The sequence below is a fragment of the Streptomyces sp. NPDC006207 genome (assembly GCF_040613835.1).
Lineage (GTDB): Bacteria > Actinomycetota > Actinomycetes > Streptomycetales > Streptomycetaceae > Actinacidiphila.
Map to the genome: position 1 here is coordinate 1 of NZ_JBEXSX010000013.1, position 24648 is coordinate 24648.

The following is a 24648-nucleotide window of genomic DNA, read 5'->3' on the forward strand; positions in this document are numbered from 1 at the left end:
CTCATCGGTGGTGAACCGGTCTGGGTCGAAGTAGGCACTGGAGTACAGCGCGACCATCCGGCTGCCCTCCCCCAGCGCCTGGTTCATCCGCAGGATGAAGTTCTCCCCCGCTCCCCAGTGCCAGGTGTCCAACTCAACGTCGTAGCCGGCGTCCGTGAGCTGCCAGGCCACCCACTCCGCCCACGCACGATCCGGCGTCGCATAACTGACGAACAACCGCCCGCCACCCGCGGCAACCAAGCCCTCGCCGTCCACACCGCACCCCCGACCTCACCCATGTGCCACCACCGAGGCTAGAACCACCACCCCCCACCCCGCCCCCACTTCGACACACAACACCCCAAGCCGCTTCCGAGAGCAGCCGGACCCACCATCAGCCGTCGCGGAGGCTTTACAGTGGGCCCCACCCCTCCCCGATGACCTGCGGTTTTCCGCGGCGATTCCTCGCTTGGGGAACGCCTGGGGGAGTCGATCACCCACCACCTCATTCCGACCGACACGGGGCCGGGGTCAATGGAGACATGGGTGCACGCAGAGCCGGGAATTCGAAGTGAAATTCCGGACAGGACCGTTCGCCGTACATCCCTCCCCGTAATTCCTCACGCAAGGAGAATCCCGATGACTCGCACACGACGTCTGGTAGTCCTCACCGCTTCCGCCGCCCTGGCCGCGGGAGGTGCCCTGATCCCCGCCACGGCCTTCGCCGCGCCGGCGTCGGCGCAGGCCGACTCCGTGGTGACGCAGACCTCCCAGCAGTGGGCCGGCGCCGTCAGCGGCTACGTCAGTGACGACTACTGCTATTCCGGGGAGGACGCATACTATTACTACTACGAGGCCTGCGACATTTACTGGGGTTGACCCGGAACGGCCGTCGCGAAATCCGGCTCGCATACCTGCCGGGTGGTGGGAGCCACCCGGCCTCGATCGTTCAGAGCCCCGTGGCCGCGGCGGTCCGCTTCAGCCGCCTGCGGCGCACCACGCGGTGGTTCCGCTTCCCGCCCGCGGCGAGCGGCCGCAGCGCGATCCACACCCGGATCTCCGCGCCTCCCAGCACCGAGGAGCCGAGCCGGACGTCGCCCCCGGTGGATTCCGCGAGGCGCCGTACGATGTCCAGCCCGAGGCCCGTGGAACCGTCGCCGCCCGCGCCCTGGCCGCGCCGCAGTGCGGCCGCCGGGTCCTTGATGCCCGGGCCCGCGTCGGAGACCAGCACGATCACCGCCTCCTGGCTGCTGTGCACGTCCACCGCGAAGGCCGTGCCCTCGGGGGTGTGCCGGAAGACGTTGCCGAGCATGGCGTCCAGCGACGCCACCAGATCGGCCCGCGCCACCGGCACCCGCACCGGGCGTTCGACGCCCGCGGTGCTCACCTCGCGGCCCTGGTCCTCGGCGAGCGCCGACCAGAAGGCCATCCGCTCCCGGATCACCTCGGCCGCGTCGCAGCCCACCGCGACCGGCTGGCTCTGCGCCTGCTGGGCCCGCGCGGTGCGGATGATCTGGTCCACCTCGCGCTCCAGCTGGGCCACCGCGTGCCGGGTCTGCTCCCCGGCGGGGCCGTCGCCGAGCGAGGCCGCGTTGAGCCGCAGCACGGTCAGCGGGGTCCGCAGCCGGTGCGACAGGTCGGCGGCCAGCTCCCTTTCGTTGGCGAGCAGTTGCACCACCTGGTCCGCCATCGCGTTGAACGCGACGGCGGCGGAGCGCAGTTCGGCCGGTCCGTCTTCCGGGACGCGTACGGTCAGGTCCCCGCGCCCCAGGCCGTGCGCGGCCTCCGCGAGGCGCTCGGCCGGCCGCACCAGGCGCGTGCCGAGCCGGTCCGCCACGGCCACCGCGCCGACGATCAGGCCCACGCCGACCAGCGCCAGCACCGCCCAGGCGGCGGTGACCCCGCGGCTGACCTCGCCGTCCGGCACGAACACCTCGACCACCGCCACCGAGCCCGAACCGACCGCGGTCGGCTGCAGCAGGGCGTAGCCCCCGGCCACCGGGACGGTGGAGGCCCGGCCCAGTTCCGACGCCCGGTCCAGGTCGGCGTCCGGCGCGTGCGGGTCGCCGATCTCCACCCCCGCCGTGCCCTCCGTCGCCGGCACCCGCACCGCGATCCGGCCGTCGGCGCCCGCCTGCGTCGAGGCCACCGCCCGCTCCAGCTGGGTGCGGTCGGTGGTGATCGCCAGCGCCGGCCCTATGGCCGCGGCCTGCCGCTCCGCGTTGCCGATCGCCCGGTCCCGGGCCATCTCCTTGACGGTGAGCGCCAGCGGCACCGCGAAGGCGACGACGACCATGGCCGTCACCGCGACGCAGACCTTGACCAGCGCCCACCTCACCGCGGTGGCTCCAGCTTCACACCCACCCCGCGCAGCGTGTGCAGGTAGCGCGGCCGGGCCGCGGTCTCCCCCAGCTTGCGCCGCAGCCACGACAGATGGACGTCGATGGTCTGGTCGTCGCCGTACGACTGCTGCCACACCTCCGACAGCAGCTCGCGCCGTGCCACCACCACGCCCGGCCGGGCCGCCAGGAAGGAGAGCAGGTCGAACTCACGGCGGGTCAGGTCCAGCGGCGCCCCGTCCAGGACGGCCTGGCGGCGCAGGACGTCGATCTGCAGCCCGCCCACCCGCAGCACGCGGTCCGCCTCCGCCGACCGCGAGCGGCGCAGCACCGCCGCCATGCGCGCCGACAGGTGCTCGACCGAGAACGGCTTGATGAGGTAGTCGTCGGCGCCCGCGTTGAGCAGCCGCACGATCTCCGACTCGTCGTCCCGCGCCGTCGCGATGATCACCGGCACGTCCGTGATGCCGCGCAGCATCTTCAGCGCCTCGGCCCCGTCCAGGTCCGGCAGGCCGAGGTCCAGGATCACCACGTCGAAGCCGACCTGCGCGACCTCCCGGAGCGCCTCCAGGGCCGTGCCCACGCTCCGTACGGAGTGCGCGGCCTCGGTGAGGTGCCGGATGAGGGCGGAGCGCACGAACTGGTCGTCCTCGACCACGAGCACACTTGCCATGGCCCGCAACTTAGCCCATGAGGGGGATGCCGGGTGGGCGCGAGCACGTCAGAACCTGAAGCGCAACCCCCGGCTCCGTTCGGCGGGTGCGTCCGGCACTATGGGCGGATGCGAAAAGGACTGGCGCACGCCGGAGCGTGGACGCTCGCCACGAGCGCCGCCGTCGCACTGTCGTGGTTCGGCGTCCACCACGTGCTGGCGGGCACGGCCTACGACCCGCCCCGGGCCCTGCCGATCTCCGAACCGGTCTCCGACAAGGTCCCCGCCCCCACGCAGTCCCCGGACGGCGGAGCCACCCACCGCGCGGCCGGGCCCACGGCCACCGGCCCGGCCCGGACCGCCCCCGCCATGCCGCGCACCCCGTCCACCGCCCCGGCCCGGCCGCCCGGTTCGGCCACCCCCGCCACCACCTCCTCCGCCGACACCGGCAACGTGCACGGCTACACGGTCGAGGGCGGACGGGTCGTGCTCGACCTGGGCGAGACCTCGGCGACCCTGGTCTCGGCGACGCCAGACTCCGGCTGGGAGATGAAGGTCTGGAAGCAACCGGAGTGGATTCGCGTCGACTTCGTCTCGGCCACCACGACCTCGTCGCTCTTCTGCACCTGGAACGGGCATCCGCCCACCGTCGACACCTACAAGGCGCAGAACACGGGCGGTTAGCGGAACACCGACTCCGGGGGAGCGGGCGAGGCCGCCGCCGTGGCGTCGGTGACCGGCGCCGCGCCGCCCGCGAAGGCGTCCAGCTCGCTGCCGTGCTCGACCCGCCCCGGATGCGGGTCCGAGGCCACCCGCCGGGTGAACTCCGCCACGGGCAGTTCGCCGTCCGCGGCCACCAGGATGACGTTGCCGAAGCGCCGCCCCCGCAGGACGGCGGGATCCGCCGCCAGGCACGCGTGGGGGAAGCAGGCCCGCACCGTCGCGATCTGCGCCCGCAGGAACTCCAGCCGTCCGCCGTCCGCCACGTTGGCGGCGTAGAGCCCCCTGGGCGTCAGCGCGCGCCGCACCTGCGCGAGGAACTCCGTACTGGTCAGGTGGGCGGGCGTACGGGCCCCGCCGAAGACGTCCGTGATGACCAGGTCCGCCCAGCCCTCCGGGACCTTCGCCAGGCCCTCGCGGGCGTCGCCGCCGCGCACCTTGATGCGCCAGGTGCGGTCCCAGGGCAGTTCCCGCCGCACCAGCTCGATCAGCGCGGTGTCCAGCTCCACCACCTGCTGCGTCGAGCGCGGCCGGGTCGCCGCGGTGTAGCGGGCCAGGGTCAGCGCGCCGCCGCCCAGGTGCAGCACGCGCAGCGGGCGGCCGGGCGGCGCGGCGAGGTCGACGACGTGGCCGAGCCTGCGCTGGTAGGAGAAGTCCAGGTGCTCCGGGTCGCCGAGGTCGACGTGCGACTGCGGCGCCCCGTCGATCAGCAGCGACCAGCCCCGCGGCCGGTCCCGGTCCGGCACGAGCTCGGCGAGACCCCCGCCGACCTGCTCGCGTATGCCGTCCGGTGCCTTCGTCGTCCTCGTCCTGCGCGGTGCCATGCACCCCAGTATGGGCGGCGGGCGACGCGGGGCTCAGAGCCGGTCGGCCAGCTCGATCATCCGGGCGGCCTCGCCCAGCGCGTCACGCAGCACCGCCGGGTCCGTCACGGCGCTGTCGTCGTGCGGGGGCACCAGCCAGCCGGTGCCCGCCACCGGCGGCTCCCGCAGCTCGCCGGGGACGGTGAAGCCGCCGCCCTCGGTCTGCGTGCAGGCGCTGCCCGGCATGTCCCAGCCGTCGGCCGTGCCCGGCGGCACCAGGAAGCCGAGGCTGTGACCGGAGCTGTCGTGCAGCACGGGTCCGAGACCGGTCCGCATGCGCAGGATGTCCACGGCCTCCAGTCCCTGCCGGGTCGGGACGGTGACCAGATCCCATGGTTCGTCCAACAAGGCGAATCCTCCTTGGGGTCGGACGGTGGGTTGCACGGTGTCCAACGCGCGCGGACGTCAACGGCTACGCCCGCTTGACGCCGACAGGGGTGGCGTTTCATGGCGAATGGAGGGTGAGATATCCCTTTTGTAGCCAAACCCACGGTACTCGGGCCCTCACAGCGAGTACGGTCGTCGCGCCGCCAACCGGCACCGCACCGACCGTCCAACGGGAGCCCGGCGATGCACTCGTCACCTTCCACCCCCAACACAGCCTTCCGGCGCCTGCGCGGAGACCGGTCCCCCGGCGAGTTCGCCGCCGCCGTGCGCCGCGCGGGGCGGGACATCGGCGAACAGGTCAGCTGCGACGCCCGCTACATCGGCCGCGTGGAGTCGGGGGAGATCCGCTGCCCCAACTACGCCTACGAGCGGGTCTTCCGGCACATGTTCCCCGGCCGCGACCTTGCCGACATGGGCTTCGAGCCCCGTGAGCTGGTCCGCGGGCGGCGCGGCACGGCGGTCCCGGCTCCCCGGCCGGCCCCGTACGAGACCGAAACCGACGAGGAGAGCGACGTGCTGCGTCGCGCGTTCATGACCGGCGGCCCGGCCGCCATCGCCACGACCCTGATGCTGGGGCCCGCCGCCGCGGCGGAGCCGGTGCACAAGGTCGGCAGACCCCAGGCCCGGGCTGTCCGCGCGGCCGTCCGCGAGATCCGCCTGCACGACGACCGGCACGGCGCCGGCGCGCTCTACCGCCAGGCCGGCCACTCCCTCGGGGCCGCCTACCGCCTCCTCGACGAGGGCACCTACAGCCAGGCCGTCGCCGAGGACCTGATGGGCGGCGCCGGTGAACTCGCCATCTCCGTGGGCTGGCTGGCCCACGACTCCGGGCGCCTCGCCGATGCCCGCTCCTTCTACGGCGAGGCCCTCGCCACCGCCCGCATGGCCGGTGACCGCGCCCTGGAGGCGCACGCCTTCTGCAACGCCTCCTTCCTCGCCCGCGATGCCGGGCGCCCCCGCGAGGCCGTCCGCGCGGCCCAGGCCGCCCAGCAGGCCGCCCGCCACCTCGGCTCGCCGCGCCTGCTCTCGCTGCTCGCCCTCCGCGAGGCGGGCGGCTGGGCCGGCCTCGGCGACCGCCCCGGCTGCGAACGCGCCCTCGCCCGCGCCCAGACCCTGTTCGGCAGCGGCCCCCGCGCCGCGGACCCCGAGTGGATGACCTTCTACGGCGAGGCCGAACTCGCCGGGCTGGAGGCCCAGTCCTGGTCCGCCCTCGGCGACCACCACCGCGCGGTCGAGCACGCGCGGCGCGCGGTCGGCCTGCAGGCGCCGCACTTCACGCGCAACGCCGCGCTGTACACCGCGGAACTCGCCGACAACCTCGCCTCCGCCCGACACGTCGACGAGGCCACGGACGCCGGCATCCGCGTCCTGGACCTCCTGGGCCGCGTCCAGTCCCCGCGCGTGCGGGGCATGCTCTCCTCCACGGCCCAGACCCTCCAGCCGTACTCCCGGCGCAAGGACGTCGCCGAATTCCTGCGCAGGCAGGCGCAGTCGCGGCCGGCGTGAACCGGCGACGCCGCTATGCGGGCAGGGCCTCGGGGTCGCCCGCCCGCCACCGCAGGACCCTGTCCTCACTTACGGTGATCCACGTTCCGTCACCCAGGGGGATGGGTTCGGGACTCACGGAGAAGGGGTACACGATCTCCGCCAGGGGAGCCAGCGTCGCGGTGTCCCACAGGAAGTGCCGGGATTCCTCGGGCCAGATGTCCTCGGCCACCGCCGCCAGCACACGTTCACGGTCGACGAATCCCGGGCCGCCGACGAACACCGCTTCCGGATCGTCCAGCACGGTCGTGGCCTCGGCGTGTGCCGCCGTCCGGCACAGACCGGACGGCGCCGGCTCGTACCGGGTGAGGATCTCGCCGCCTCTGGTCAGCTTGAGGAACGACGTTCCGTCCAGGCTGTTTCCGGTGAACGGTTCGTCCGCGGGGCCCGCCGGTACGGCGGAGATGTCTCCGTCGCGGAGCGAGACCAGGAGGGAGTGCGCGTCGTCCTGCCCCTGACCCGCCGACAGAAAGACGAAATTCGCGGCGACGAGGCTTTGCTGGAATTTGTAGAGCGCGGAGAAGGAGGGCAGCGTCCTTTCGCCGAGCAGCTCACCCGAGCCGCTGTCGAGCGCGATGCAGAGGTCGCCGTCGTACGTGCCGTTCGTGACACGACCCACGATCGTCGCCAGCACGACGTCGTCCGAGGGCATCGCGACGCACGCGCCGCGACCCAAGCCGTCCGCGGCCCAGGCGTCGTGGTCGAACGCCCACCGGACGGAACCGTCGGCGGCGAGCGAGGTGATCCGGTGCCGCCCGCCGACGAGCAGTCCGTCCGGTGTCGGAGTCGCGTAGCTTGACTCGTCCGGTACGGGGGCCGTCCACGTCCGCGTCCGGGAGAAGACCCGAGACAGGTCATCGGACAGGCGGCGAGTGGTGATCTCCGGACCGTCGTGACTCACGATCCAGTTGGCGCCATCGCGTACTTGCCAGCCGTCCCGTCGTCCGAGTGACTCCTCGACGCCGGGGCAGTCGTCCTCGGCGACGAGCTCCGCGGAGATCCTGCTGAGAGCCATGATGCTGAACGTGTCCTGTCTCGGGTCGAGGGTTCACTGCCGGCGGTCGCCGTCCCGCGGGGACCGGGGGATCAGCTCGGATGATACCGACCGGGCCAGTAGAACTGCCTTTGGTGCGTCGGCTTTTCCTCCTGGTGGACCGGCCCGGTCATCATTCCCCCGCTCGCGCGGATCAGAGGCGCGCAGATGTCGGCGCAAACGCTACGGGACGCGGCTCCGTGCGTGGGGTTCCAACTGGCGCCGCCGCTGCTCCTGTGCATCCTGTTCAGGAAATTCAGGATGTTCTGCTCTGAATGGCCCCCCCTTTCCTTGGGGGGCGGCTTCGGCATGTACTGGTCTTTCGGCAGGGGAATGGCGCCCAGTTGCTTGGCGAGTTTGATCTGGGCCCCCGTGAGGGGGGTCCTGCTGGTGCCGGCGACGAAGATCCGGGGTCCTTCCGGCGTATCGGCATGGATCGCCGCCACCGTCTGGTACTGCCTCTTCTCTTCCGGGAGGACGTGGGCGATCTGGGTGGCGATGCTCTCCAGGGAGGTCAGGCACGGTGTGAGGCCGAGCGGGTCGGCCCAGGTGTGAGGGTTGTGGACGTACGTCGTGGGATTGGGGGCGGGACCCAGCCCCAGGGGGTCCGACGACACGTATCGTGCGGTCTCGGGGTCGTAATGCCGGAAGAAGTTGTAGTGGAGTCCGCTCTCCGGGTCGAAGTACTGCCCCGGAAACCGGAGGGGCGTGTAGGCCGTGGCGTCGGCCGGCCAGGCGGTGGAGCCCCACAGTGCCGAGCGGCTCCGCCAGGCTATGTGACCGTCCTCGTCGACGAGTTCCGAGGGGCTTCCGACGAGGTCGGTGACGATCGCGAAGAAGCGCTCGTCGACCTCGTCCTGGGTGGCGTCGTCGACCGTCTTGTGCTCGGTCTGGGCGACCGGTCGGGAGCCCTGGTAGTCCCAGGTCAGGCTGATGCGTGCGGACGCCTCCGACGGACCGGTGCACTGCTCGGCGAGGTCCGGCCCGTCCCACGTGAAGTCGGTCTGCTCGACGACCGAACCGCCGTCGGGCGACATCCGCTGTTTGGCGATGCGCCGGCCGAGGGGGTCGTAGAGGTAGCGCCAGACGGTGCCGTCGGGCGTGACGACCCGGGAGAGCTGGTCGTCGGCGTCCCACTCGTACCGCCAGGTCTCCGGTTTACGTGAGAGCCGCGTCTTCTGCCGCAGCGTGATCCGGCCCTGCGCGTCGAACTCGTACCGGATGTTACCGGCCCGCGAGATCCGGGTCCCCGCGTACTCCCGCTCTCCGCGCGCCTCCGCGCCCGGATGGCGGTCGGGCCAGGAGGCCAGCGTCTGGTTGCCCGCTGCGTCGTAGGCGTAGGTCTCCTCCCACCCCCGGGCGGTGACCCGGGTGACCCGGCCGATGGTGTCCAGTGCGAAGGAGCGGCGGCCCGAGAGCTGGTCTTCGACGGTCACCAGGTTCCCGTCGGGCCGGTAACCGTATTCCCGGCGCTGGACGGGCCGTGGGGCCTCGGCGGCGCCGGCGGGCGATGTGAGGGTGAGGGTCTGTCCGGTGAGTCGGCCCATGGCGTCCCACGCGTGGCTCAGATGCAGGCCGCCGCGTACGTGGCGGGCGGTCTCACGGCCGAGCGCGTCGTGCTCGAACGTGATCGTGCGACCCGACGTCACGAGCGCCACGGCGTTGCCTGCCGGATCGTACGTCCACGAGGCCGTGGCCCCGCTCGGCGTCACGCGGTGGGTGCGGCGGCCGGTGAGATCGTATGCGCTGGCGAGGACCCGGCCGTTCACGGATTCGGCGATCACCCGTCCCACGGCATCGCGGGTGAGGGACAGTTCGGCGTCCTGGCTGATCGCCTGCGCCAATCGGCCCTCGGGATCGTGCCGGTAGGTCGTCGACTCCCCGTTCGCGAGCTTCTCGGTCACGCGGCCCATCGCGTCGTGGGTGAAGCGGACGGTCTGCCCGGCTCCGTTGGTGTGGGCGACGAGCCGGCCTGCCGCGTCGTACGTGTAGCCCAGGGTCCGCCCGTCGAAGTCCCGCTCGGCGACCAGGAATCCGGCCGTGTCGTAGGTGTAGTCCCACGTCAGCCCTTGGGGGTTCCGCACGCTGGTCAGCTGCAGTTCGGAGTCGTGGTGGAACTCGAAACGTGATCCGTCCGGGTCGGTACGCGCGGTCAGCAAGTCGAAGTGCCCGTACTCGAAGCGGGTGACCTGCCCCAACGGGTCCGTCTGCGTGACGCAGTTGCCCTCACCGTCGTAGGTCCACGATTCGGTTGTCCCGTCGGGGCGGATGACGGCGGCCGTGTGACCTTCCACGGTGCGGAGGACGGTCGTCGTCGCGCCGCTCGGGTCGCTGACGGTCGTGAGCCGGCCGAAGGCGTCGTATCCGTACCGGGTCGTGTGGCCGAGCGGGTCGGTGATGGCGACGGGCAGGCCGGCGGAGTTGTGCTGGGCCCGACTGGTGTTGCCCAGGGCGTCGGTGACGCAGACCACACGTCCGCGGTCGTCATGGACGTAGCGGGTGACCGCGCCGGTGGGGTCGGCGAGAGCGGTGAGATTGCCTGCCGCGTCGTATTCCTGGCGCCAGACCGCACCGTCCCGGCCCGTGATCACGGTCGGGAGGCCCGACTCGTCGTACGCGGTGGTGATGCGCATCGCGTCGGGGCTGATGACGGTGGTGAGGCGGCCGCCCTCGTCGTACGCGTAGTGGGTCGTGTGACCGAGCGCGTCGGTGGTTGTGAGGACGTTGTCGCTGTCGTCGTACTCGGTGCGGGTGGTGTTGCCCAGAGGGTCGGTCGAGGCGACGACCTGGAGCCGGTCGTTGATCACGTGGCGAGTGGTGTGCCCGAGCGAGTTCGTGGCGGTGGTGACGGTGTGCCCGGGTGACGGGTCGGCACCGTCGTACGTGTACGCATAACGCAAGTGGCCGTCGGTCCCCCCCTGTGAGACGCAGCGGCTGCGGTGGTCGTAGGTGTACTCGTACCGGCGGCCGTTCGTGTCGGTCCAGGCGACCATCCGGTGGTCGCCGTCGTACTCGAACCGCGTGGGGTTCCCCGAGGAACCGGTGACCTCCGTGAGGTTGCCGGCCGTGTCGTGCCCGTAGCTCACGACCAGTTGGTCGGAGCCGTCTTCCGCCGCACCGGCCAGGTGGATGGCGGTGACCCGGGCCTGATCGTCGGTGGTGAGCTTGAGGTGGTAGCCGGCCGAGTGCCGGATGGCCAGCGGGGCCCCGGTCTCGTGGTGGTGGTCGAACGTGATGCGGTCGCCGTTGCGGTGGGACATCTCGTCCAACAGCGCCAGCCCCGGTGCGTGGACGGCTTCGGCGAAGTAGCGGGTGTGGCCGGCGTCGGGGTCATGGACCGCCCAGTCCCCCTGGGGAGTGCGGGTCAGCGGCCAGCGCGGTCCGCGGGCGGGCAGGACGTGCTCCCCGGGGCGAGGAAGGTCGTAGGACAGCAGCAGTCCGGTCTCGGTGACGAAGACGATGCCGCGGTCGTCGAACTCGAGGCGCTGGTCGACGGTGGAGGCCCAGGACCTGCCCACGTGCCGGCCGGCCCGGTAGGACGACTCGAACTTGCGGGTGAAGGTGAGGGGGAGCATGCCGGGCAGGACGATGTCCGCCGCCCTCAGGAACACCCTGCCGGTCGCGACGTCGACCGGGTCACCGCAGTCCTTGATCGTGTGGTCACGGCGTGTGCTGTTGTTGGGGTGGTCCATGTCGAGGCTGTCGCGAGTGCTGCTCCGGCCCGGTCCTCGGCCTGCTGACGCCGGTCGCGTGCCGGCGCCCGCATGGGGGCCCTTGGGATCGTTCCTGCCTCCCTTGGCGATGCGGTCCAGGTCCCCGGCGATCTTGTCGTCGTTGTCGCGGTGGTTCTGGTGCATCTGCTTCAGGCCCTTGCGCATGTCGTTGCGCACATGGCCCACGGCCTTCTCGGCCGCCTCGCCGATGCCGTCCACGATCTTCGTGGCGATCGGCATGACGTGCTCGGCGATCTCGCCGCGGCCGCTGGTCCGGCCCTTGGCGTTGCGGGCCCGGCCTATGTGCCCCTTCGACTTGCCGTGCAGGGAGCCGGTGATGCCGTCGAGCTGGGTGTCGATCCGGTCGAAGCTGTCCCCGTCGCTCTGGAAGTGACTGCCCCCGCCGCCCCCGCCCCCGCCGCCACCTCCGCCGCCTCCGGCGCTGGCGAGGGTGAAGCTGTCGGCCTGCTTCTTGGCGCCGTCGACGCCCTCGCCGAAGCCCTCCTTACCGGCGTCGGCGGTCCGGCCGAGGTCGACGCCCTTCTGGAGGCCGAGGGCGTTGGAACCGACCTGGATGATCAGGTCGGCTGCCATCGACTCCAAGGCGGCGTAGATCGGGGCGGTGGCGATCGACATCAGCTGGTCGACGACCTGGTTGATGACCTCGCGGAAGATCTTCTTCACGATCATCCGGGTCGCCTGGGTCGCGGCGGCCCCGGCGAAGCTCGACAGCCCGAGCGTGAAGGGGGCGGAGGCGATGGTCGCTACGATCTCGGCTGCCAGGATGCCGAGTTGGACGATCGCCGCGACTTTGGCGACTTCGATCGCGATCGCCACCCCGTCGAGCGCCGTCGCCCCCATCCGCGCGGCCTCGGCGAGATTGGCCAGATGCGTGCCTTTGACCTTGCCCCAGTGCGCCTCGAAGGCGTCCATCGCGGCGCCCGCGTTCGCGCCCAGCAGCTCCTGCACGGCGGTGTGGGCGTCCATGGCGCCGCCGTCGATGTCGTCCGCGAAGTCCCGCAGCGACGTGGCCATCTCGCGGTAGTCGTCCTCGTCGACGTTCGGCCACGCGATGCCGATCAGGTCGAGCACGTACGCCAGTTCGTCGGGCAGTACGACACCCACCGCGGACACCCCCGTGTCTCTTCTTGACTGCAGCTGCAGAGATTTTGACGCTACGTGAGAGGCTGCAGTTCCTCAACTGCCCTGGGGATGACGGGCTGTCTATCGGACGCGCCACCTGAGCACGGCGTCGAGCCAGCCGATGACGGGCTCCCCGCCCGCACCCACGTGGTGCCGGCCGTTGCGCACGAACGCGTCCTCGAAGGCCCGGTAGCTCCAGGGCAGGTCCGCGAGTTCCATGATCCGGTCCAGAAGATCGTCGGCGACGTCCCGGAGTTGCCCGGCCATGACGGCGAACCTAACGCTTCGGCCGGACGACGACGCCCGCGCGGCGGTAGGCGCCGTACGACATGGCGTCGTTCCCGTCGAGGAGGATCACGTACGCCTCGCCCCGCGACCAGCGGACGTGCCGGGTGGCGTCGATGTCCCTGTACGGCCAGGGACCCGCGGGTTCCGGTTCCCCAAGGCGGTCGCGCAGCAGTGCCGCCATCCGCCGGTACTCGGCGTCGTAGTCCTCCGCCGTCGCCTCGCGCCGCACGTCGGGGCGGCTGTGCCAGGGCCCGAACTCGTTGTCCCACTCGGCCGGGTCTTCCGGGTCGGCGAAGTACGCGAAGGGGTGCAGGACGTAGCTCCCCTCACCGCACCCGGGGTGGGCGCACACCACGTCGGGGGAGCCGTCGTCCATGCAGCCGGGAGCCTCTCCGAGCTCCAGCCACCAGTCGTCGACGCCCTCCTCACGCCCGGGCAGGAACTGGACCTCCCACCAGCCGATGACCGGCCCCTCCTCCTCGTCCTCCGGGACCTCCCAGCCGTTGGCCACGAACGCGTCCTCGACCGCCCGGCAGCTCCACGGCAGGTCCGCCAGAGCGATCATCCGGTCCACGAAGGCCTCGTCGGCGCCGAAGAGTTGTATCGCCATGGCACGCGACCCTAGCGGCCCGGCCTAGGCTGCCCCCATGTCAGGACCGCAAATGCCGCAGATCCGCGCCTTCGTCACCGCCTTCGCCCGCCGCCAGGCCGCGCGCACCGTCGACCTCCCCGGTGGCTTCGCCGTCCTCGACGACGCCTACGCGTACTCGCACGGCAACAACCACGTGGTCGTGGACGGCACCTCGGATCCCGAGGCGCTGCCCGCCCTCGCCGACGAGGCGCTGGGCCACCTGAAGCACCGCGCGATCACCGTCCTGGACGACGCCACGGGCACCGCCTGCGCCGCGCCCCTGATCCGCGCCGGCTACCACCACTCCGCCGAGCTCGTCATGCTGCACACCGGCCCTGTGCCGGACGGCGGCCCCGCGGCGGAAGTGGACCTCGACGCCTTCCGCGCCCCCCTCGCCCGGCGCTGGCGCGGCTTCCTCCCGGAGGCCGACGACGAGGTCATCCGCCAGCTCGTCGACCGCCGCGAGGCCCGCCGGCGCGGTGCGGACGTCGTCCGTTTCATCGGCGCGCGGGCGCCCGAGGGAGACGTCGCCTCCTGGGCGGACCTCTACATCGACCCCGCGTCCGGCACCGCCCAGATCGAGGACCTCATCACCTCCGAGGCCCACCTCGGCCGCGGCCACGCCGACGCCGTCCTGTCCACGGCGCTGCGCCAGGCCGTCGACGCCGGGTGCGCCACCCGCTTCCTCGTCGCCGACGCGGACGACTGGCCCCGGCACTGGTACGCGCGCCGCGGCTTCACTGTCATCGGCCGCTTCCACAGCTTCGGACGCGGCTGACTGCGCCGTTCCGTAGTCTGGTGACCACGGAGAGTGCGGGGGTGGGTGCGGATGACCGGCGAGGTGACCCAGCCGCCGATGGCGTGGCGGTACTGCGGCAACCAGGTCAAGCTCTGGCGTGAGCAAGCGGGCGTCACGCGCGAGCAGCTGGCGCGTGAGGCGGCGTACGGCGACGAGACCGTGAAGTCCATGGAGCAGGGCCGCCGCCGGCCCAGTTCCCGGTTGCTCCAGGTCGCGGACCAGCTCTGCGGGGCCGGGGGAAGCTCACGGCGGCGCAGGAGTTCCTGGAACCGGAGAAGTTCCCCGAGCGCACGCGTGAGTTCATGCAGGCGGAAGCCGAGGCGATCGCGCTGTACGGGTACGAGCCCCTGCTGGTTCCCGGGCTGTTGCAGACCGAGGCGTACGCCCGTGCGCTGATGGGCAACAGCTGTCCGCCGCTCGACGACGAGACCATCGAGGAACGGGTCGCGGCGCGTCTTGAGCGGCAGGAGAAGCTGCGGCGGAAGCCCACGGCCTTGTTCGGGTTCGTGCTCTATGAGGCGGCCCTGAGGACGAACGTCGGCGGCCCGGAGGTGATGAAGCGGCAGTTGCAGGACCTGCTGACCGCGGGCTCACTGCGCAACGTCTCCGTCCCGGTGCTGCCTGCCGACCGTGTCGCGTATCCGGCGCTCAGCGGGTCGTTGGTGCTCATGGAGACGGAGGAGCACGAACACCTCGCCTACGTGGAGGCGCAGGAGACCAGCGCCCTCTGCACCGACCTGACGAAGGTCAGCCGGCTGTCGCAACGTCATGGGACCATCCGCATGCAGGCCCTCGGCGTCGAGGAGTCGGCGCGGTTCATCGGCGAGGTGGCGGAGGCCCTATGAACAGCCGGTTGGTGTGGTCCACGTCCAGCTACAGCGACGACCAGGGCGGCAACTGCGTCGAGGTCGCCGCCACCCCCCACCGCGTGCACGTCCGGGACAGCAAGGACCCGGACGGCCCCTCCCTCTCCTTCACCCCCGCCGCGTGGACGCAGTTCCTCCGCGGCGTGGGACGGGACGCGGCACCCCCCTCCGAGTAGTGCGCCGCGTCCCGCCGGTCCGTCAGGACGCGGTGTCCGCCTCCGCCGCGTCGGGGAGCGCGCCCGCGCGGGCGACGCCCGCGTACCAGTGGGCGCTGGACTTCGGGATGCGCTCCTGCGTCTCGTAGTCGACGTAGACCGCGCCGAAGCGCTTGCTGTACCCGTACGCCCACTCGAAGTTGTCCATCAGGGACCACAGGAAGTAGCCCCGCACGTCGGCGCCGTCGCGCATCGCGCGGTGGACCGCCTCCAGGTGGACGCGCAGGTACTCCACGCGCTCGGGGTCGTGCACGGCACCGTCGGGGCCCACGGAGTCCTCGTAGGCCGCGCCGTTCTCGGTGATGAGCAGCGGCAGGTCGGGGAACTCGCGGTTCATCCGCATCAGCAGGTCGTACAGGCCCGTGGGGTCGACGGACCAGCCCATCGCCGTCCGCTCGCCAGGGGGCTGGTGGAAGGCGACGTCGTCCGCGCCCGGCCAGGGGGAGAACGCGCTGGAGCCGTGGCCGTCGCTGCGCGGCCCGTCGACGGAAGCGCCGTCCGACACCAGGGTGGGCGTGTAGTAGTTGATGCCCAGCACGTCCAGCGGGTGGCGCTTGATCGCGGCGAGGTCGCCGTCCTGGACGAAGGACCAGTCGGTCAGGCCGCGGGTGTCCTCGAGCAGGTCCTTCGGGTAGGCGCCGTTGAGCAGGGGGCCGGTGAAGACCCGGTTGCCCACGGCGTCGATGCGGCGTGCGGCGTCCACGTCGGCGGGGGTGCCGGTGAGCGCGCGGACCTGGTGCAGGTTGAGCGTGATGCCGAGCTGGGCGCGGGCCGGGAGGACCGAGCGCAGCGCCTCGGCGGCGCGGCCGTGGCCGAGGTTGAGGTGGTGGGCGGCGCGCAGGGCGGCGACCGGGTCGGTGCGGCCCGGGGCGTGGACGCCGGAGCCGTAGCCGAGGAAGGCGCTGCACCAGGGCTCGTTGAGGGTGGTCCACAGCTGGACGCGGTCGCCGAGGGCCTCGGCGACGATCCGCGCGTACTCGCCGAAGCGCTCCGCGGTGTCGCGGGCGGGCCAGCCGCCGGCGTCCTCGAGCTCCTGCGGCAGGTCCCAGTGGTAGAGGGTGACGGCCGGCTGGATGCCGTGCTCCAGCAACTCGTCGGTGAGCGCGCGGTAGAAGTCGAGGCCCCGCTCCACCGCCGGCCCGCGGCCGGTGGGCTGGACACGGGACCAGGAGACGGAGAACCGGTAGGCGCTCAGGCCGAGGTCGGCCATGAGCCGTACGTCGTCACGGAAACGGTGGTAGTGGTCGGCGGCCACGTCGCCGCTGTGGCCCTCGAAGACCTTGCCGGGGGTGTGGCTGAAGGTGTCCCAGATCGACGGGGTGCGCCCGTCCTCGGCAGCGGCGCCCTCGATCTGGTACGCGGCGGTGGCCGCGCCCCACAGGAAGCCGGGCGGGAACTGGTGGCCGCTTGCCGCGGCGGTGCCGCTCGCTGCGGGACGGATGTCGGACGCTGTCATACGGGAGCGCTCCCATCGGAACGAGTGAACAAGAGGAAGAAAGGGGGAAGGGGCGCGGCCGCGGCCGGGGGAGGGCTCAGCCCTTGACCGCGCCCTGCATGATGCCGCCGACGATCTGCTTGCCGAAGATCACGAAGACCAGCAGCAGCGGGAGCGTGCCGAGCAGCGCGCCCGCCATGATGACGGACTCGTCGGGGATGTAGCCGCGGCCGAGGCTGGTGAGCGCGACCTGCACGGTCGGGTTCTCCTGGGTCAGCGCGATGATCGGCCAGAAGAAGTCGTTCCAGGCCGCGACGAAGGTCAGCATGCCCAGGACCGCCATCGCGGGCCGGGCGGCCGGGAAGACCACGTGCCAGACGATCCGCAGGCTGCTGGCGCCGTCGACGCGGGCGGCCTCGATGATCTCGGTGGGCAGGGCCTGGGAGAGGTACTGCCGCATGAAGAAGACACCGAAGGCACTGACGAAGGTCGGCAGGATGACCGCCTGGAGGTGGTTCGTCCAGTCCAGGTCCGCGATCCACAGGAACAGCGGCACCACGCTCAGCTGCGGCGGCACCATCATGGTGCCGATGGTCAGCATCAGCAGGAAGTTCTTCATCTTGAACTGCAGCTTGGCGAAGGCGAAGCCGGCGATCGTCGAGAACAGCACCGTGCCGATGGTGATGCTGCCGGCGACGATGGTCGTGTTCAGCAGCGCTGTGCTGAGGTTGGCCTCGGTCCACGCGGTCTGCAGGTTGCTGAAGAGGTTCGAGCCGAACCAGAACGGTGGCGGGGTCTGTGCCAGCCGCGAGTTCGTCCGGGAGGCGGCGATCGCGGTCCACACCAGGGGGAAGAGGGATATCGCCGTGAAGACGATCAGCACGATGTAGGTGAACGGGCCCGCGTGCAGCTGCCGTCCGGCCTTGGGCGCCCCGGGGGTGCGGCGCTTCGCCTTGCGGGGCGCGTCCGCTGCGCCGGCCGCCTGATCCGCCGGGTTGGTCGAGATGGTGGCCATCGTCGTCACCCCTCGTGGTTCTTGCGCAGCCAGCGGGCGACCAGCCCGTTGACGGCGGCGATCAGCAGCAGGAGCAGGAACATCGCCCAGGCGATGGCCGAGGCCCGCCCGAGGTGGTAGTTCGTCCAGCCCTGCTCGTACAGGTACAGGCCCAGCGTCTGGAACTGGTGGGAGGAGCCGCCCTTCTCGCCGCCGGGGCCGCCGAAGAGGAACGGCTCGCCGAACAGCTGGGTGGCGCCGATCGTCGAGACCACGATCGTGAAGAGGATCGTCGGCCGCAGCATCGGGATCGTCACGTGGCGGAACTGCTGCCAGCGCGAGGCGCCGTCCAGCGCGGCGGACTCGTACAGGTCGTGCGGCACGGCCTGCATCGCGGCCAGGTAGATCAAGGTGTTGTAACCGGTCCAGCGCCAGATCACGATCGACGAGACGGCGATCTGGGAGGACCAGGTGCCCGCCCGCCAGTCGATGTGGTGGCTGAAACCGAGGTGCTCCAGCACCCAGTTGATCATGCCGTAGTCGGTGCCGAACATCAGCGTGAAGACCAGCGTGGCGGCGGCCACCGACGTGGCGTACGGGGTGAGCATCGCGACCCGGAAGAAGGTCGAGCCGCGCAGCTTGTAGTTGAGCAGGTGGGCCAGGCCCAGTGCGATGAGCAGCTGCGGGACGGTCGAGATCACACCGATGGTGAACGTGTTCTTCAGGGCGTTCCAGAAGAACTCGTCCTCAAGCAGGCGGGTGTAGTTGTGGAAGCCGACGAACTCCCGCGCGTCGAGGTTGGTCAGCTCCACCCGGTAGAAGGAGGACCAGCCCGTGTAGATCAGCGGGAAGAGGCCGAAGGCGGCGAAGAACAGGAAGAAGGGCGAGACGAAGGCGTACGGCATCGCCTTGACGTCCCACCGGTAGCGGCGGCTGCGCCAGCGGCCGCGTCGCTCGTCACGTGCGTCGCGCGGACGGCCGGAGCCGCCGCGCGGGGCCGCGCCCCCCTCGGAGGGGGGCGCGGTCACTGCGGTCATGTCGGAGATCTCCGAAGCCATGCGGGTCACTGGTCCAGTGCGTTGTCGATTTCCTTCTCGGCAGCCGCCCAGCCCTGAGCAGGGGTCTTGCCCTGCTGCTCGACCTGCAGGATGCCGACGTCGGTGATGGCCGTGTAGATCTGCTGGTCCTTCGGACCGATCACCAGGGTCGGGATGCTCTTGGCCGCGTCGGCGAAGATCTGGCCGATCGGCGCGTTGTTGAAGTACTCGTGCTTGGCGTCCTTGACCTCGGGCAGGTCATAGGCGCCCGGGGCGCTCGGGAAGCTCGCCTGCTTGGCGAAGACCTTGGCCTGCTGCGCCGGGGCGGTCAGCCACGCGGCCAGCTTGACGGCCTCTTCCTTGTTCTTGCCGGCCGAGGGCACGCCGACGAAGGAGCCGCCCCAGTTGGCGGGCTTCGGCGCGGCGGCGACGTCCCACTTGCCCTTGCCCGCGTCGCCGGCCTTCTCCTGGATGTAGCCGAGCATCCACGACGGGCAGGGGAGCGAGGCGAAGCGGCCGTTGGCGAAGCCCTGGTCCCAGGCCTTGTCGAACAGCTTCAGCTTGGCCGTCATCTTGCCGGTGGTGGCCTCCATGGCCAGGTCCCAGGCCTCCTTCACGGAGGGGCTGGTCTTGTAGATGACCTTGCCGCTGCTGTCGTAGTAGCGCTCGGAGGCGGAGTTGCTGATCGCCTGGTAGAGACCGGCGGACGAGTCCAGGAACGTGGTGCCCTTGGGCGCGTTCTCGGTGTAGGTCTTGCCCGCGTCCAGGTACTTGCTCCAGTCACCGGCCCACAGCTTGCCGACCTCGGCGCGGTCGGTGGGGAGCCCCGCCTTCTTGAACAGGTCGGTGCGGTAGCAGATGGCCATCGGGCCGATGTCGGTGCCGAGGCCGATGGTCTTGCCGTCGGAGGTGCTGGCCTGGGCCCACTTCCAGTCGAGGTAGTTCGACTTCTCGACGCCCTCGGCCTTGGAGAGGTCCTCGAACTTCGCCGCCTGGGTGGTGACGATCTCGTTGATGTTGCCGACCTCGATGGCCTGGATGTCGCTCAGGCCGCTGCCGGCGGCGAGGTGGGTGAGGAGCTGCGGGTAGTAGGCGTCGTTCCGCTCGATCACGTTCTCCTTGATCGTGATGTTCGGATGCGCCTTCTCGTACTCCTCGTACAGACCGGCCTGCTTGTAGCCGAAGACACCGAAGGTGCCGACCGTGAGGGTGATCTTGCCCTTGCCGTCACCCTCCGAGCCACCGGCCTTGGCGGGCTCGTCGCTGTCCTTGGAGCAGCCGGCGAGCAGGCTCACTCCGAGCGCGGCCACCGCGGTTATCGCTACGGCAGCGGTACGGCCTCGTGGCCGGGACGACTTCCTTGTCGTGCGCATTCGGGTCCTCCGGGATACGTGCGGGAAGTGTACGTGTTCGCTAGTGTGGGAGCGCTCCCACATGTGATGTGTTGAAGAGTCTCCGTTCCCCGATGAGGTGTCAAGGGAGCAGACGCTCTAAGTTGGCGCAGTTACCACCTCGTGATTGGGAGGCCGCAATGGTGATCGGCGGACGGCGCAGCGGCAGGCCGACGCTCGAAGAGGTCGCCGCGCGGGCCGGAGTGGGCCGGGGCACCGTCTCCCGGGTGATCAACGGATCACCTCGGGTGAGCGACCATGCCAAGGCCGCGGTCGAGGCCGCCATCGCCGAGCTCGGCTACGTCCCCAACCGCGCGGCGCGCGCCCTGGCGGGCAACCGGACGGACGCGATCGCCCTGGTCATCCCGGAGGCCGAGACCAGGCTCTTCGCGGAGCCGTACTTCTCCGACATCATCCGGGGCGTGGGCGCCGAGCTCGCCGACACCGACATGCAGCTGCTGCTCACGCTGCTGCGGACGCCCAAGGAACGGCAGCGCTTCGCCCAGTACCTCACCGCCCACCGGGTCGACGGCGTCCTGCTGGCCTCGGTGCACGAGGACGACCCGCTGCCCGACCTGCTGGAGCAGTTGGAGATGCCGACGGTGCTCAGCGGCCGCCGCTCCGACCTGGAGTCGGTGTCGTACGTCGACTCCGACAACGTCGGCGGCGCCCGTTCGGCGGTCGCGCACCTGCTGGGGCTCGGGCGCAGGAGCGTCGCGACCATCACCGGCCCCCTGGACATGTACGTCGCCCGCTGCCGCCTCGACGGCTACCGTCAGGCGGTCGAGGCCGCCGGGCTGGTCCACGACAACGCGCTGGTAGCGGCCGGCGACTTCACCGAGGAGGGCGGCCGCGCCGCGATGCGGGCGCTGCTGGAGCGCCGCCCCGACGTCGACGCGGTCTTCGCGGCCTCGGACGTCATGGCCGGCGGCGCGCTGCAGGTGCTGCGCGAGCGGGGCCGGCGGGTGCCCGACGACGTGGCGCTGATCGGCTTCGACGACTCCGCCATCGCGCGCCACACCGACCCGCCCCTGACCAGCGTGCGGCAGCCGATCGAGGAGATGGGCCGCACCATGGCGCGGGTGCTGCTGGAGGAGATCGCGGCGAGCACCGCCACCCGTCGGCACGTCGTGCTGTCGACCGAGCTCGTGCGCCGCGAGTCCGCGTGACCGCCGCCCCGGCGGAGCGCAGTGCCAAGTGACGCCTACGACCTGAAGAGTTGGCCCGGATGCCGGGGGTGAGCCCCGTCACGTGAGGAGGGTCACGTGTGACATGGGCCCACGGGGCGCCATCCGCGGCTCTTTGTCACACCCCTCTCCTAAAATCAAGACATGCCACCGACCGTTCTGGACCGCCGCTCCGTCGAAGCCGCCAATGAGGCCATACGGCGGTACGTCGCGGGCCGGCGCACCTGGTCGCGCGCCGAACTGGCCGAGCTGGACCGCCTCCGCGGGATCTGGCAGGCCGCCCGCCAGGGACAGGGCGACGCCCCGGCCCGCCGCCTTCCGGGCGAGGACTGACACCGCCCCGGCAATGCCGACAGAGGATGTCGGGTATGCCGGGGAGCATGGCGGCATGACGACCAGCTGGACAGACTTCCAGGAAGCACAGCCCGGCCTCGCCGAGGCCGTGCGCACCCGATTCGGCGGCTACAAGCACCACGTCCTCGGCACCCTCCGTGCCGACGGCTCACCCCGGCTCAGCGGCATCGAGGCCGAGTTCCGGCTCGGCGAGCTGTGGCTCGGCATGATGCCCGGCTCCCGCAAGGCCCTCGACCTGCGCCGCGATTCGCGCTTCGCGCTCCACGTCAACCCCGGTCCCGACACCTCCATGGACGGGGGCGACGTGCGGATCTCCGGGCGCGCCGTCGAGGTCACCGACCCGGCGGCGATCGCCCGCTTCACCGGCGAGGTGACGGTGCCCGAGGGGCCCTTCCACCTCTTCCGCGCCGACATCGCCGAGGTCGTGCGCACCTGCGTCGAGGACCCCGACCTCGTCCTGCAGGTGTGGCGGCCCGGCGGTCCGCTGCGCACCGTGCGCCGCGGCAACGACGAGTCGCCCCCGCGCACGGACGGCTGAGGTGCCGTCAGTCCTCGGGGAAGGGACTGTCCCCGCGCGCCACGGTCGCGAGGAGCCCGGAGAAGTACCGCTGGACCATCTGATGGAGCTGGTGGCCGAAGCTGATCCGCGCCACCCCCAGCTCCGCCAGACGGGCCGGTGAGGGCCCGCCCGGCCGGGACAGCACGTTGACCGGGCGGCCGTCCACGGCCTCGACGACGGCCCGGACGGTGGCCTCGTCCAGCGCCCCGATCGGGTAGACGCAGTCCGCGCCCGCCTCCAGGTACGCCCGTGCCCGGCCCGCCGCGTCCGCCAGCCGCTCCGCGGCACCGGCGCCGCCGCGGAGGAAGCAGTCCGTCCGGGCGTTGATCACCAGCTCCGGGGCCGCCGCGCGCAGGGCGGCGATGTACGCCGCCTGCTCCCCGGGGTCGGCCAGCAGCCCCGTGCGGTGGTCGGTGTCCTCCAGGTTGCAGCCCACGGCACCGGTCGCGGCCAGCCGCTCCGCCAGCTCCGCGGGCGGCAGCCCGTAGCCCCGCTCCATGTCGGCGGTCACCGGCACGGGGACGGCACGGGCGATGCGGGCGACCGCGGCGCACATCTCGTCCGCGGGGGTGTCCTCCTGGTCCTGGTAGCCCAGGGTGGGCGCCACGGCCGCGCTCCCGGTGGCGACCGCCGGGAAGCCCGCGTCGGCCACGGCACGTGCCGAGGCGGCGTCCCAGACGTTCGGCAGGACCAGCGGGTCGCCCGGCACGTGCAGGGCGCGGAGTCGGGAGGCGAGGGCCGTACGGGAGGGCTCGGTGCTCATGCCCTCCACGCTACGAGCGCGGGTCCGGACCCGACGAGGGCCATTCACCCGTCGTGCGCCAGGGCCACTTCGGGTGCGCCGGGCGCCGGGGTGCCGCAAGCTGGACGGGTGAGCACCACCCCGATCGTCGTGTCCCCCGTCCAGGCAGGGGACCCGCCCTTCCGCATCGTGCAGATCGACGGGGAACCCGTCGGCATCGCCCATGACCTGCTCGACGTCGTCCGCATCGCCCTCGACGCCGGGCGGGAGCACGTCGACTTCGACGACCCCCAGGCCGTGCGCTGGCTCGGCGGGGGCAAGTACCACTGGGCCCCGTGAGGCCCTCCGGACGTCCGGTCCTCCGTACGGTTGCGTAAGATCCACTTCCCGCGATTGGGTGGTCCGCATGACTCGGACCCTCTACCTCTTCGCCGGTGCCGCCCCCTCCGTCTTCGACGTCGCGCGCGTCATCGAGGACGCCCAGGTGCGCGGCTGGGACGTCTGCCTCGGCCTGACGCCCACCGCGGCCCGCTGGCTGGAGCCGAGCCTGGACGGACTGGCCGCGCTGACCGGCCGCCCGGTGCGCCACGAGTACCCGCTGCCCGGCCGGCCCGAGGTCTGGCCGCCGGCCGACGTGATCCTGGTGGCCCCGGCCACCTTCAACACGATCAACGGGTGGGCACTGGGCCTGACGGAGACGTTCGTGGCCGGCACCCTCGCCGAGGGCATCGGCAAGCGCGTCCCGATGGTGGCGATGCCGTCCGTGAACGCGGCGCTCATGCAGCACCCGCAGTACGAGCGCTCGCTGGAGACCCTGCGCGCCGCCGGGGTCACGGTGCTCTTCGGCGACGCCGGGTCCGGCCCGGAGTACCCCTGGCAGCCGGCGCTCGCCGCCGCCGAGGCGGTCGCGGGCTGATCCGCCCCGCCCGGGGTCACGAGGGCCCGGGGACGAGGAAGGCCCGGTCTGCTTCCGCAGACCGGGCCTTCCCTGGTGAGGGTGAGTGACGGGACTCGAACCCGCGGCATCCTGGACCACAACCAGGTGCTCTACCAGCTGAGCTACACCCACCATGACCGGTGATTGCTACTGCTTCCCACCGGCCGAGAAAAAGTGTACAGGGTCCGGAGGGGTGCTCGCTGCCACGTTTTCCGTGGGTCGCTCAGTCCGAGGTTTCCGCAGGCAGGACGTACTTCGCGGCGATCGAGCGCGCCGTGTCGGTGTCCGGCCCGGGCTGGGGCACGAAGACCGCCTCGCGGTAGTAGCGCAACTCCGCGATGGACTCGCGGATGTCGGCGAGGGCGCGGTGGTTGCCGTTCTTCTCCGGGCTGGCGAAGTAGGCGCGCGGGTACCAGCGCCGGGACAGCTCCTTGATGGAGGAGACGTCCACGATGCGGTAGTGCAGGTGCTGCTCGAGCGTGGGCATGTCCCGGGCGAGGAAACCGCGGTCGGTGGAGACCGAGTTCCCGCACAGCGGCGCCTTGCGGGGCTCGGCCACGTACTGGCGGACGTAGTCCAGGACCAGCTTCTCCGCCTCCTCCAGCGTCACCCCGCCGTCGAGCTCCTCCAGCAGGCCGGAGGTGGTGTGCATCGTGCGGACGATCTCCGGCATGCTCTCCAGTGACTCGGCCGGCGGACGGATGACGATGTCCACCCCCTCGCCGAGCACGTTGAGCTCCGAGTCGGTGACGAGCGCCGCCACCTCGATCAGAGCGTCCTGGGCCAGGGAGAGCCCGGTCATCTCGCAGTCGATCCACACCATCCGGTCGTTCATACGT

General features: G+C 71.5%; 25 protein-coding genes, 1 tRNA gene and 1 pseudogene. 11 read left to right on the top strand and 16 right to left on the bottom strand.

Translation table 11 applies throughout. From position 1 onward, the window contains the following. Positions 1 to 255 (bottom strand): toll/interleukin-1 receptor domain-containing protein (locus tag ABZ312_RS12940; protein ID WP_500437612.1); only part of this gene is annotated, 255 nt, incomplete at its 3' end. Between the two features lie 363 nt (positions 256 to 618). Here ABZ312_RS12940 and ABZ312_RS12945 point away from each other — a divergent pair. Beyond that, positions 619 to 858, top strand: a complete 240-nt coding sequence (locus tag ABZ312_RS12945; protein ID WP_500331376.1) for a hypothetical protein — start codon at positions 619 to 621, stop codon at positions 856 to 858. Between the two features lie 70 nt (positions 859 to 928). On the opposite strand, the gene ABZ312_RS12950 is transcribed toward ABZ312_RS12945, so the two are convergent. Together ABZ312_RS12950 and ABZ312_RS12955 are read right to left on the bottom strand one after the other, a co-directional pair. After that, entirely contained in the window at positions 929 to 2317 is a 1389-nt protein-coding gene (locus ABZ312_RS12950) for a sensor histidine kinase (protein WP_500331374.1), read from the bottom strand. Beyond that, positions 2314 to 2991 carry a response regulator transcription factor gene (locus tag ABZ312_RS12955; protein ID WP_500331372.1) on the bottom strand — a complete coding sequence of 226 codons (678 nt, stop codon included), beginning with the start codon at positions 2989 to 2991 and terminating at the stop codon, positions 2314 to 2316. The genes ABZ312_RS12950 and ABZ312_RS12955 overlap by 4 nt, the downstream gene beginning before the upstream one ends. A 108-nt stretch (positions 2992 to 3099) precedes the next feature. Here ABZ312_RS12955 and ABZ312_RS12960 point away from each other — a divergent pair, with 108 nt between their 5' ends. Continuing rightward, a complete protein-coding gene (locus ABZ312_RS12960; RefSeq protein WP_500358216.1) occupies positions 3100 to 3654 on the top strand; it encodes a hypothetical protein in 555 nt (184 codons plus the stop codon). On the opposite strand, the gene ABZ312_RS12965 is transcribed toward ABZ312_RS12960, so the two are convergent. Beyond that, entirely contained in the window at positions 3651 to 4514 is an 864-nt protein-coding gene (locus ABZ312_RS12965) for a spermidine synthase (protein ID WP_500331368.1), read from the bottom strand. The two genes, ABZ312_RS12960 and ABZ312_RS12965, sit on opposite strands and share 4 nt — an antisense overlap. Before the next feature lie 33 nt (positions 4515 to 4547). Further along, positions 4548 to 4946 carry a hypothetical protein gene (locus ABZ312_RS12970; RefSeq protein ID WP_500331366.1) on the bottom strand — a complete coding sequence of 133 codons (399 nt, stop codon included), beginning with the start codon at positions 4944 to 4946 and terminating at the stop codon, positions 4548 to 4550. 177 nt (positions 4947 to 5123) lie between these two features. Between ABZ312_RS12970 and ABZ312_RS12975 the strand changes: the two genes are divergently transcribed. Then, positions 5124 to 6446 (top strand): NsdA family TPR-like regulatory protein, encoded by a 1323-nt coding sequence (locus ABZ312_RS12975; protein WP_500331364.1) that lies wholly within the window; start codon positions 5124 to 5126, stop codon positions 6444 to 6446. Between the two features lie 13 nt (positions 6447 to 6459). Here the strand turns inward: ABZ312_RS12975 and ABZ312_RS12980 are convergent, their stop codons facing one another. From ABZ312_RS12980 to ABZ312_RS12995, 4 genes are all read right to left on the bottom strand, one after another. Further along, positions 6460 to 7500 (bottom strand): hypothetical protein, encoded by a 1041-nt coding sequence (locus ABZ312_RS12980; RefSeq protein WP_500331362.1) that lies wholly within the window; start codon positions 7498 to 7500, stop codon positions 6460 to 6462. 71 nt (positions 7501 to 7571) lie between these two features. Then, positions 7572 to 12356: an RHS repeat-associated core domain-containing protein gene (locus ABZ312_RS12985; protein WP_500358218.1), complete on the bottom strand. Its 4785-nt coding sequence runs from the start codon at positions 12354 to 12356 to the stop codon at positions 7572 to 7574. 99 nt (positions 12357 to 12455) lie between these two features. Beyond that, positions 12456 to 12641, bottom strand: a complete 186-nt coding sequence (locus ABZ312_RS12990; RefSeq protein WP_500331358.1) for a hypothetical protein — start codon at positions 12639 to 12641, stop codon at positions 12456 to 12458. Between the two features lie 10 nt (positions 12642 to 12651). Then, positions 12652 to 13272: a hypothetical protein gene (locus tag ABZ312_RS12995; protein ID WP_500437614.1), complete on the bottom strand. Its 621-nt coding sequence runs from the start codon at positions 13270 to 13272 to the stop codon at positions 12652 to 12654. Positions 13273 to 13309: 37 nt separating this feature from the next. Between ABZ312_RS12995 and ABZ312_RS13000 the strand changes: the two genes are divergently transcribed. From ABZ312_RS13000 to ABZ312_RS13010, 3 genes and pseudogenes are all read left to right on the top strand, one after another. After that, positions 13310 to 14071 carry a GNAT family N-acetyltransferase gene (locus ABZ312_RS13000; protein ID WP_500322773.1) on the top strand — a complete coding sequence of 254 codons (762 nt, stop codon included), beginning with the start codon at positions 13310 to 13312 and terminating at the stop codon, positions 14069 to 14071. A 51-nt stretch (positions 14072 to 14122) separates the two neighbouring features. Further along, a pseudogene (locus tag ABZ312_RS13005) lies at positions 14123 to 14937 on the top strand (helix-turn-helix domain-containing protein). Then, the gene (locus ABZ312_RS13010) at positions 14934 to 15134 is read left to right on the top strand and encodes a DUF397 domain-containing protein (protein ID WP_500437616.1); all 201 of its coding nucleotides are present in this window, start codon (positions 14934 to 14936) and stop codon (positions 15132 to 15134) included. Before ABZ312_RS13005 ends, ABZ312_RS13010 begins: the two are co-directional and overlap by 4 nt. A gap of 22 nt (positions 15135 to 15156) precedes the next feature. On the opposite strand, the gene ABZ312_RS13015 is transcribed toward ABZ312_RS13010, so the two are convergent. The 4 genes from ABZ312_RS13015 to ABZ312_RS13030 form a co-directional block, all read right to left on the bottom strand. Next, complete coding sequence (locus tag ABZ312_RS13015) at positions 15157 to 16629, bottom strand: GH1 family beta-glucosidase (RefSeq protein WP_500322775.1); 1473 nt, start codon at positions 16627 to 16629, stop codon at positions 15157 to 15159. Positions 16630 to 16705: 76 nt separating this feature from the next. After that, entirely contained in the window at positions 16706 to 17623 is a 918-nt protein-coding gene (locus ABZ312_RS13020) for a carbohydrate ABC transporter permease (protein WP_500322776.1), read from the bottom strand. A gap of 5 nt (positions 17624 to 17628) precedes the next feature. Then, positions 17629 to 18660: a carbohydrate ABC transporter permease gene (locus ABZ312_RS13025; protein ID WP_500322777.1), complete on the bottom strand. Its 1032-nt coding sequence runs from the start codon at positions 18658 to 18660 to the stop codon at positions 17629 to 17631. 5 nt (positions 18661 to 18665) lie between these two features. Beyond that, a complete protein-coding gene (locus ABZ312_RS13030; RefSeq protein ID WP_500322778.1) occupies positions 18666 to 20012 on the bottom strand; it encodes an ABC transporter substrate-binding protein in 1347 nt (448 codons plus the stop codon). 158 nt (positions 20013 to 20170) lie between these two features. On the opposite strand from ABZ312_RS13030, the gene ABZ312_RS13035 reads away from it, so the two are divergent. From ABZ312_RS13035 to ABZ312_RS13045, 3 genes are all read left to right on the top strand, one after another. Next, entirely contained in the window at positions 20171 to 21199 is a 1029-nt protein-coding gene (locus ABZ312_RS13035) for a LacI family DNA-binding transcriptional regulator (protein ID WP_500322780.1), read from the top strand. Positions 21200 to 21361: 162 nt separating this feature from the next. Then, the gene (locus tag ABZ312_RS13040) at positions 21362 to 21550 is read left to right on the top strand and encodes a hypothetical protein (protein ID WP_500322782.1); all 189 of its coding nucleotides are present in this window, start codon (positions 21362 to 21364) and stop codon (positions 21548 to 21550) included. Positions 21551 to 21605: 55 nt separating this feature from the next. Next, the gene (locus ABZ312_RS13045) at positions 21606 to 22109 is read left to right on the top strand and encodes a pyridoxamine 5'-phosphate oxidase family protein (RefSeq protein WP_500322783.1); all 504 of its coding nucleotides are present in this window, start codon (positions 21606 to 21608) and stop codon (positions 22107 to 22109) included. Between the two features lie 7 nt (positions 22110 to 22116). Here the strand turns inward: ABZ312_RS13045 and ABZ312_RS13050 are convergent, their stop codons facing one another. Beyond that, complete coding sequence (locus tag ABZ312_RS13050) at positions 22117 to 22893, bottom strand: isocitrate lyase/PEP mutase family protein (protein ID WP_500322784.1); 777 nt, start codon at positions 22891 to 22893, stop codon at positions 22117 to 22119. A 108-nt stretch (positions 22894 to 23001) separates the two neighbouring features. Here ABZ312_RS13050 and ABZ312_RS13055 point away from each other — a divergent pair, with 108 nt between their 5' ends. Both ABZ312_RS13055 and ABZ312_RS13060 read left to right on the top strand, forming a co-directional pair. Continuing rightward, complete coding sequence (locus tag ABZ312_RS13055; protein WP_499512004.1) at positions 23002 to 23211, top strand: hypothetical protein; 210 nt, start codon at positions 23002 to 23004, stop codon at positions 23209 to 23211. A 67-nt stretch (positions 23212 to 23278) separates the two neighbouring features. Then, the gene (locus ABZ312_RS13060; protein ID WP_499512003.1) at positions 23279 to 23788 is read left to right on the top strand and encodes a flavoprotein; all 510 of its coding nucleotides are present in this window, start codon (positions 23279 to 23281) and stop codon (positions 23786 to 23788) included. 80 nt (positions 23789 to 23868) lie between these two features. On the opposite strand, the gene ABZ312_RS13065 is transcribed toward ABZ312_RS13060, so the two are convergent. Both ABZ312_RS13065 and orn read right to left on the bottom strand, forming a co-directional pair. Next, positions 23869 to 23941: transfer RNA gene (locus tag ABZ312_RS13065), tRNA-His, on the bottom strand. A gap of 91 nt (positions 23942 to 24032) precedes the next feature. Beyond that, on the bottom strand, positions 24033 to 24644 hold the full coding sequence (gene orn / locus ABZ312_RS13070; protein WP_499512002.1) for an oligoribonuclease: 612 nt from the start codon (positions 24642 to 24644) through the stop codon (positions 24033 to 24035). Positions 24645 to 24648: the final 4 nt, after the last annotated feature.

What these genes read in the sequence shown, in the direction of transcription:
- ABZ312_RS12945 (WP_500331376.1), top strand. Translation starts at nt 619, where the DNA reads ATGACTCGCACACGACGTCTGGTAGTCCTCACCGCTTCCGCCGCCCTG.
- ABZ312_RS12955 (WP_500331372.1), bottom strand. Translation starts at nt 2,991, where the DNA reads ATGGCAAGTGTGCTCGTGGTCGAGGACGACCAGTTCGTGCGCTCCGCC.
- ABZ312_RS12960 (WP_500358216.1), top strand. Translation starts at nt 3,100, where the DNA reads ATGCGAAAAGGACTGGCGCACGCCGGAGCGTGGACGCTCGCCACGAGC.
- ABZ312_RS12965 (WP_500331368.1), bottom strand. Translation starts at nt 4,514, where the DNA reads ATGGCACCGCGCAGGACGAGGACGACGAAGGCACCGGACGGCATACGC.
- ABZ312_RS12975 (WP_500331364.1), top strand. Translation starts at nt 5,124, where the DNA reads ATGCACTCGTCACCTTCCACCCCCAACACAGCCTTCCGGCGCCTGCGC.
- ABZ312_RS12980 (WP_500331362.1), bottom strand. Translation starts at nt 7,500, where the DNA reads ATGGCTCTCAGCAGGATCTCCGCGGAGCTCGTCGCCGAGGACGACTGC.
- ABZ312_RS12990 (WP_500331358.1), bottom strand. Translation starts at nt 12,641, where the DNA reads ATGGCCGGGCAACTCCGGGACGTCGCCGACGATCTTCTGGACCGGATC.
- ABZ312_RS12995 (WP_500437614.1), bottom strand. Translation starts at nt 13,272, where the DNA reads ATGGCGATACAACTCTTCGGCGCCGACGAGGCCTTCGTGGACCGGATG.
- ABZ312_RS13000 (WP_500322773.1), top strand. Translation starts at nt 13,310, where the DNA reads ATGTCAGGACCGCAAATGCCGCAGATCCGCGCCTTCGTCACCGCCTTC.
- ABZ312_RS13010 (WP_500437616.1), top strand. Translation starts at nt 14,934, where the DNA reads ATGAACAGCCGGTTGGTGTGGTCCACGTCCAGCTACAGCGACGACCAG.
- ABZ312_RS13015 (WP_500322775.1), bottom strand. Translation starts at nt 16,629, where the DNA reads ATGACAGCGTCCGACATCCGTCCCGCAGCGAGCGGCACCGCCGCGGCA.
- ABZ312_RS13020 (WP_500322776.1), bottom strand. Translation starts at nt 17,623, where the DNA reads ATGGCCACCATCTCGACCAACCCGGCGGATCAGGCGGCCGGCGCAGCG.
- ABZ312_RS13025 (WP_500322777.1), bottom strand. Translation starts at nt 18,660, where the DNA reads ATGGCTTCGGAGATCTCCGACATGACCGCAGTGACCGCGCCCCCCTCC.
- ABZ312_RS13030 (WP_500322778.1), bottom strand. Translation starts at nt 20,012, where the DNA reads ATGCGCACGACAAGGAAGTCGTCCCGGCCACGAGGCCGTACCGCTGCC.
- ABZ312_RS13035 (WP_500322780.1), top strand. Translation starts at nt 20,171, where the DNA reads ATGGTGATCGGCGGACGGCGCAGCGGCAGGCCGACGCTCGAAGAGGTC.
- ABZ312_RS13040 (WP_500322782.1), top strand. Translation starts at nt 21,362, where the DNA reads ATGCCACCGACCGTTCTGGACCGCCGCTCCGTCGAAGCCGCCAATGAG.
- ABZ312_RS13045 (WP_500322783.1), top strand. Translation starts at nt 21,606, where the DNA reads ATGACGACCAGCTGGACAGACTTCCAGGAAGCACAGCCCGGCCTCGCC.
- ABZ312_RS13050 (WP_500322784.1), bottom strand. Translation starts at nt 22,893, where the DNA reads ATGAGCACCGAGCCCTCCCGTACGGCCCTCGCCTCCCGACTCCGCGCC.
- ABZ312_RS13060 (WP_499512003.1), top strand. Translation starts at nt 23,279, where the DNA reads ATGACTCGGACCCTCTACCTCTTCGCCGGTGCCGCCCCCTCCGTCTTC.
- orn (WP_499512002.1), bottom strand. Translation starts at nt 24,644, where the DNA reads ATGAACGACCGGATGGTGTGGATCGACTGCGAGATGACCGGGCTCTCC.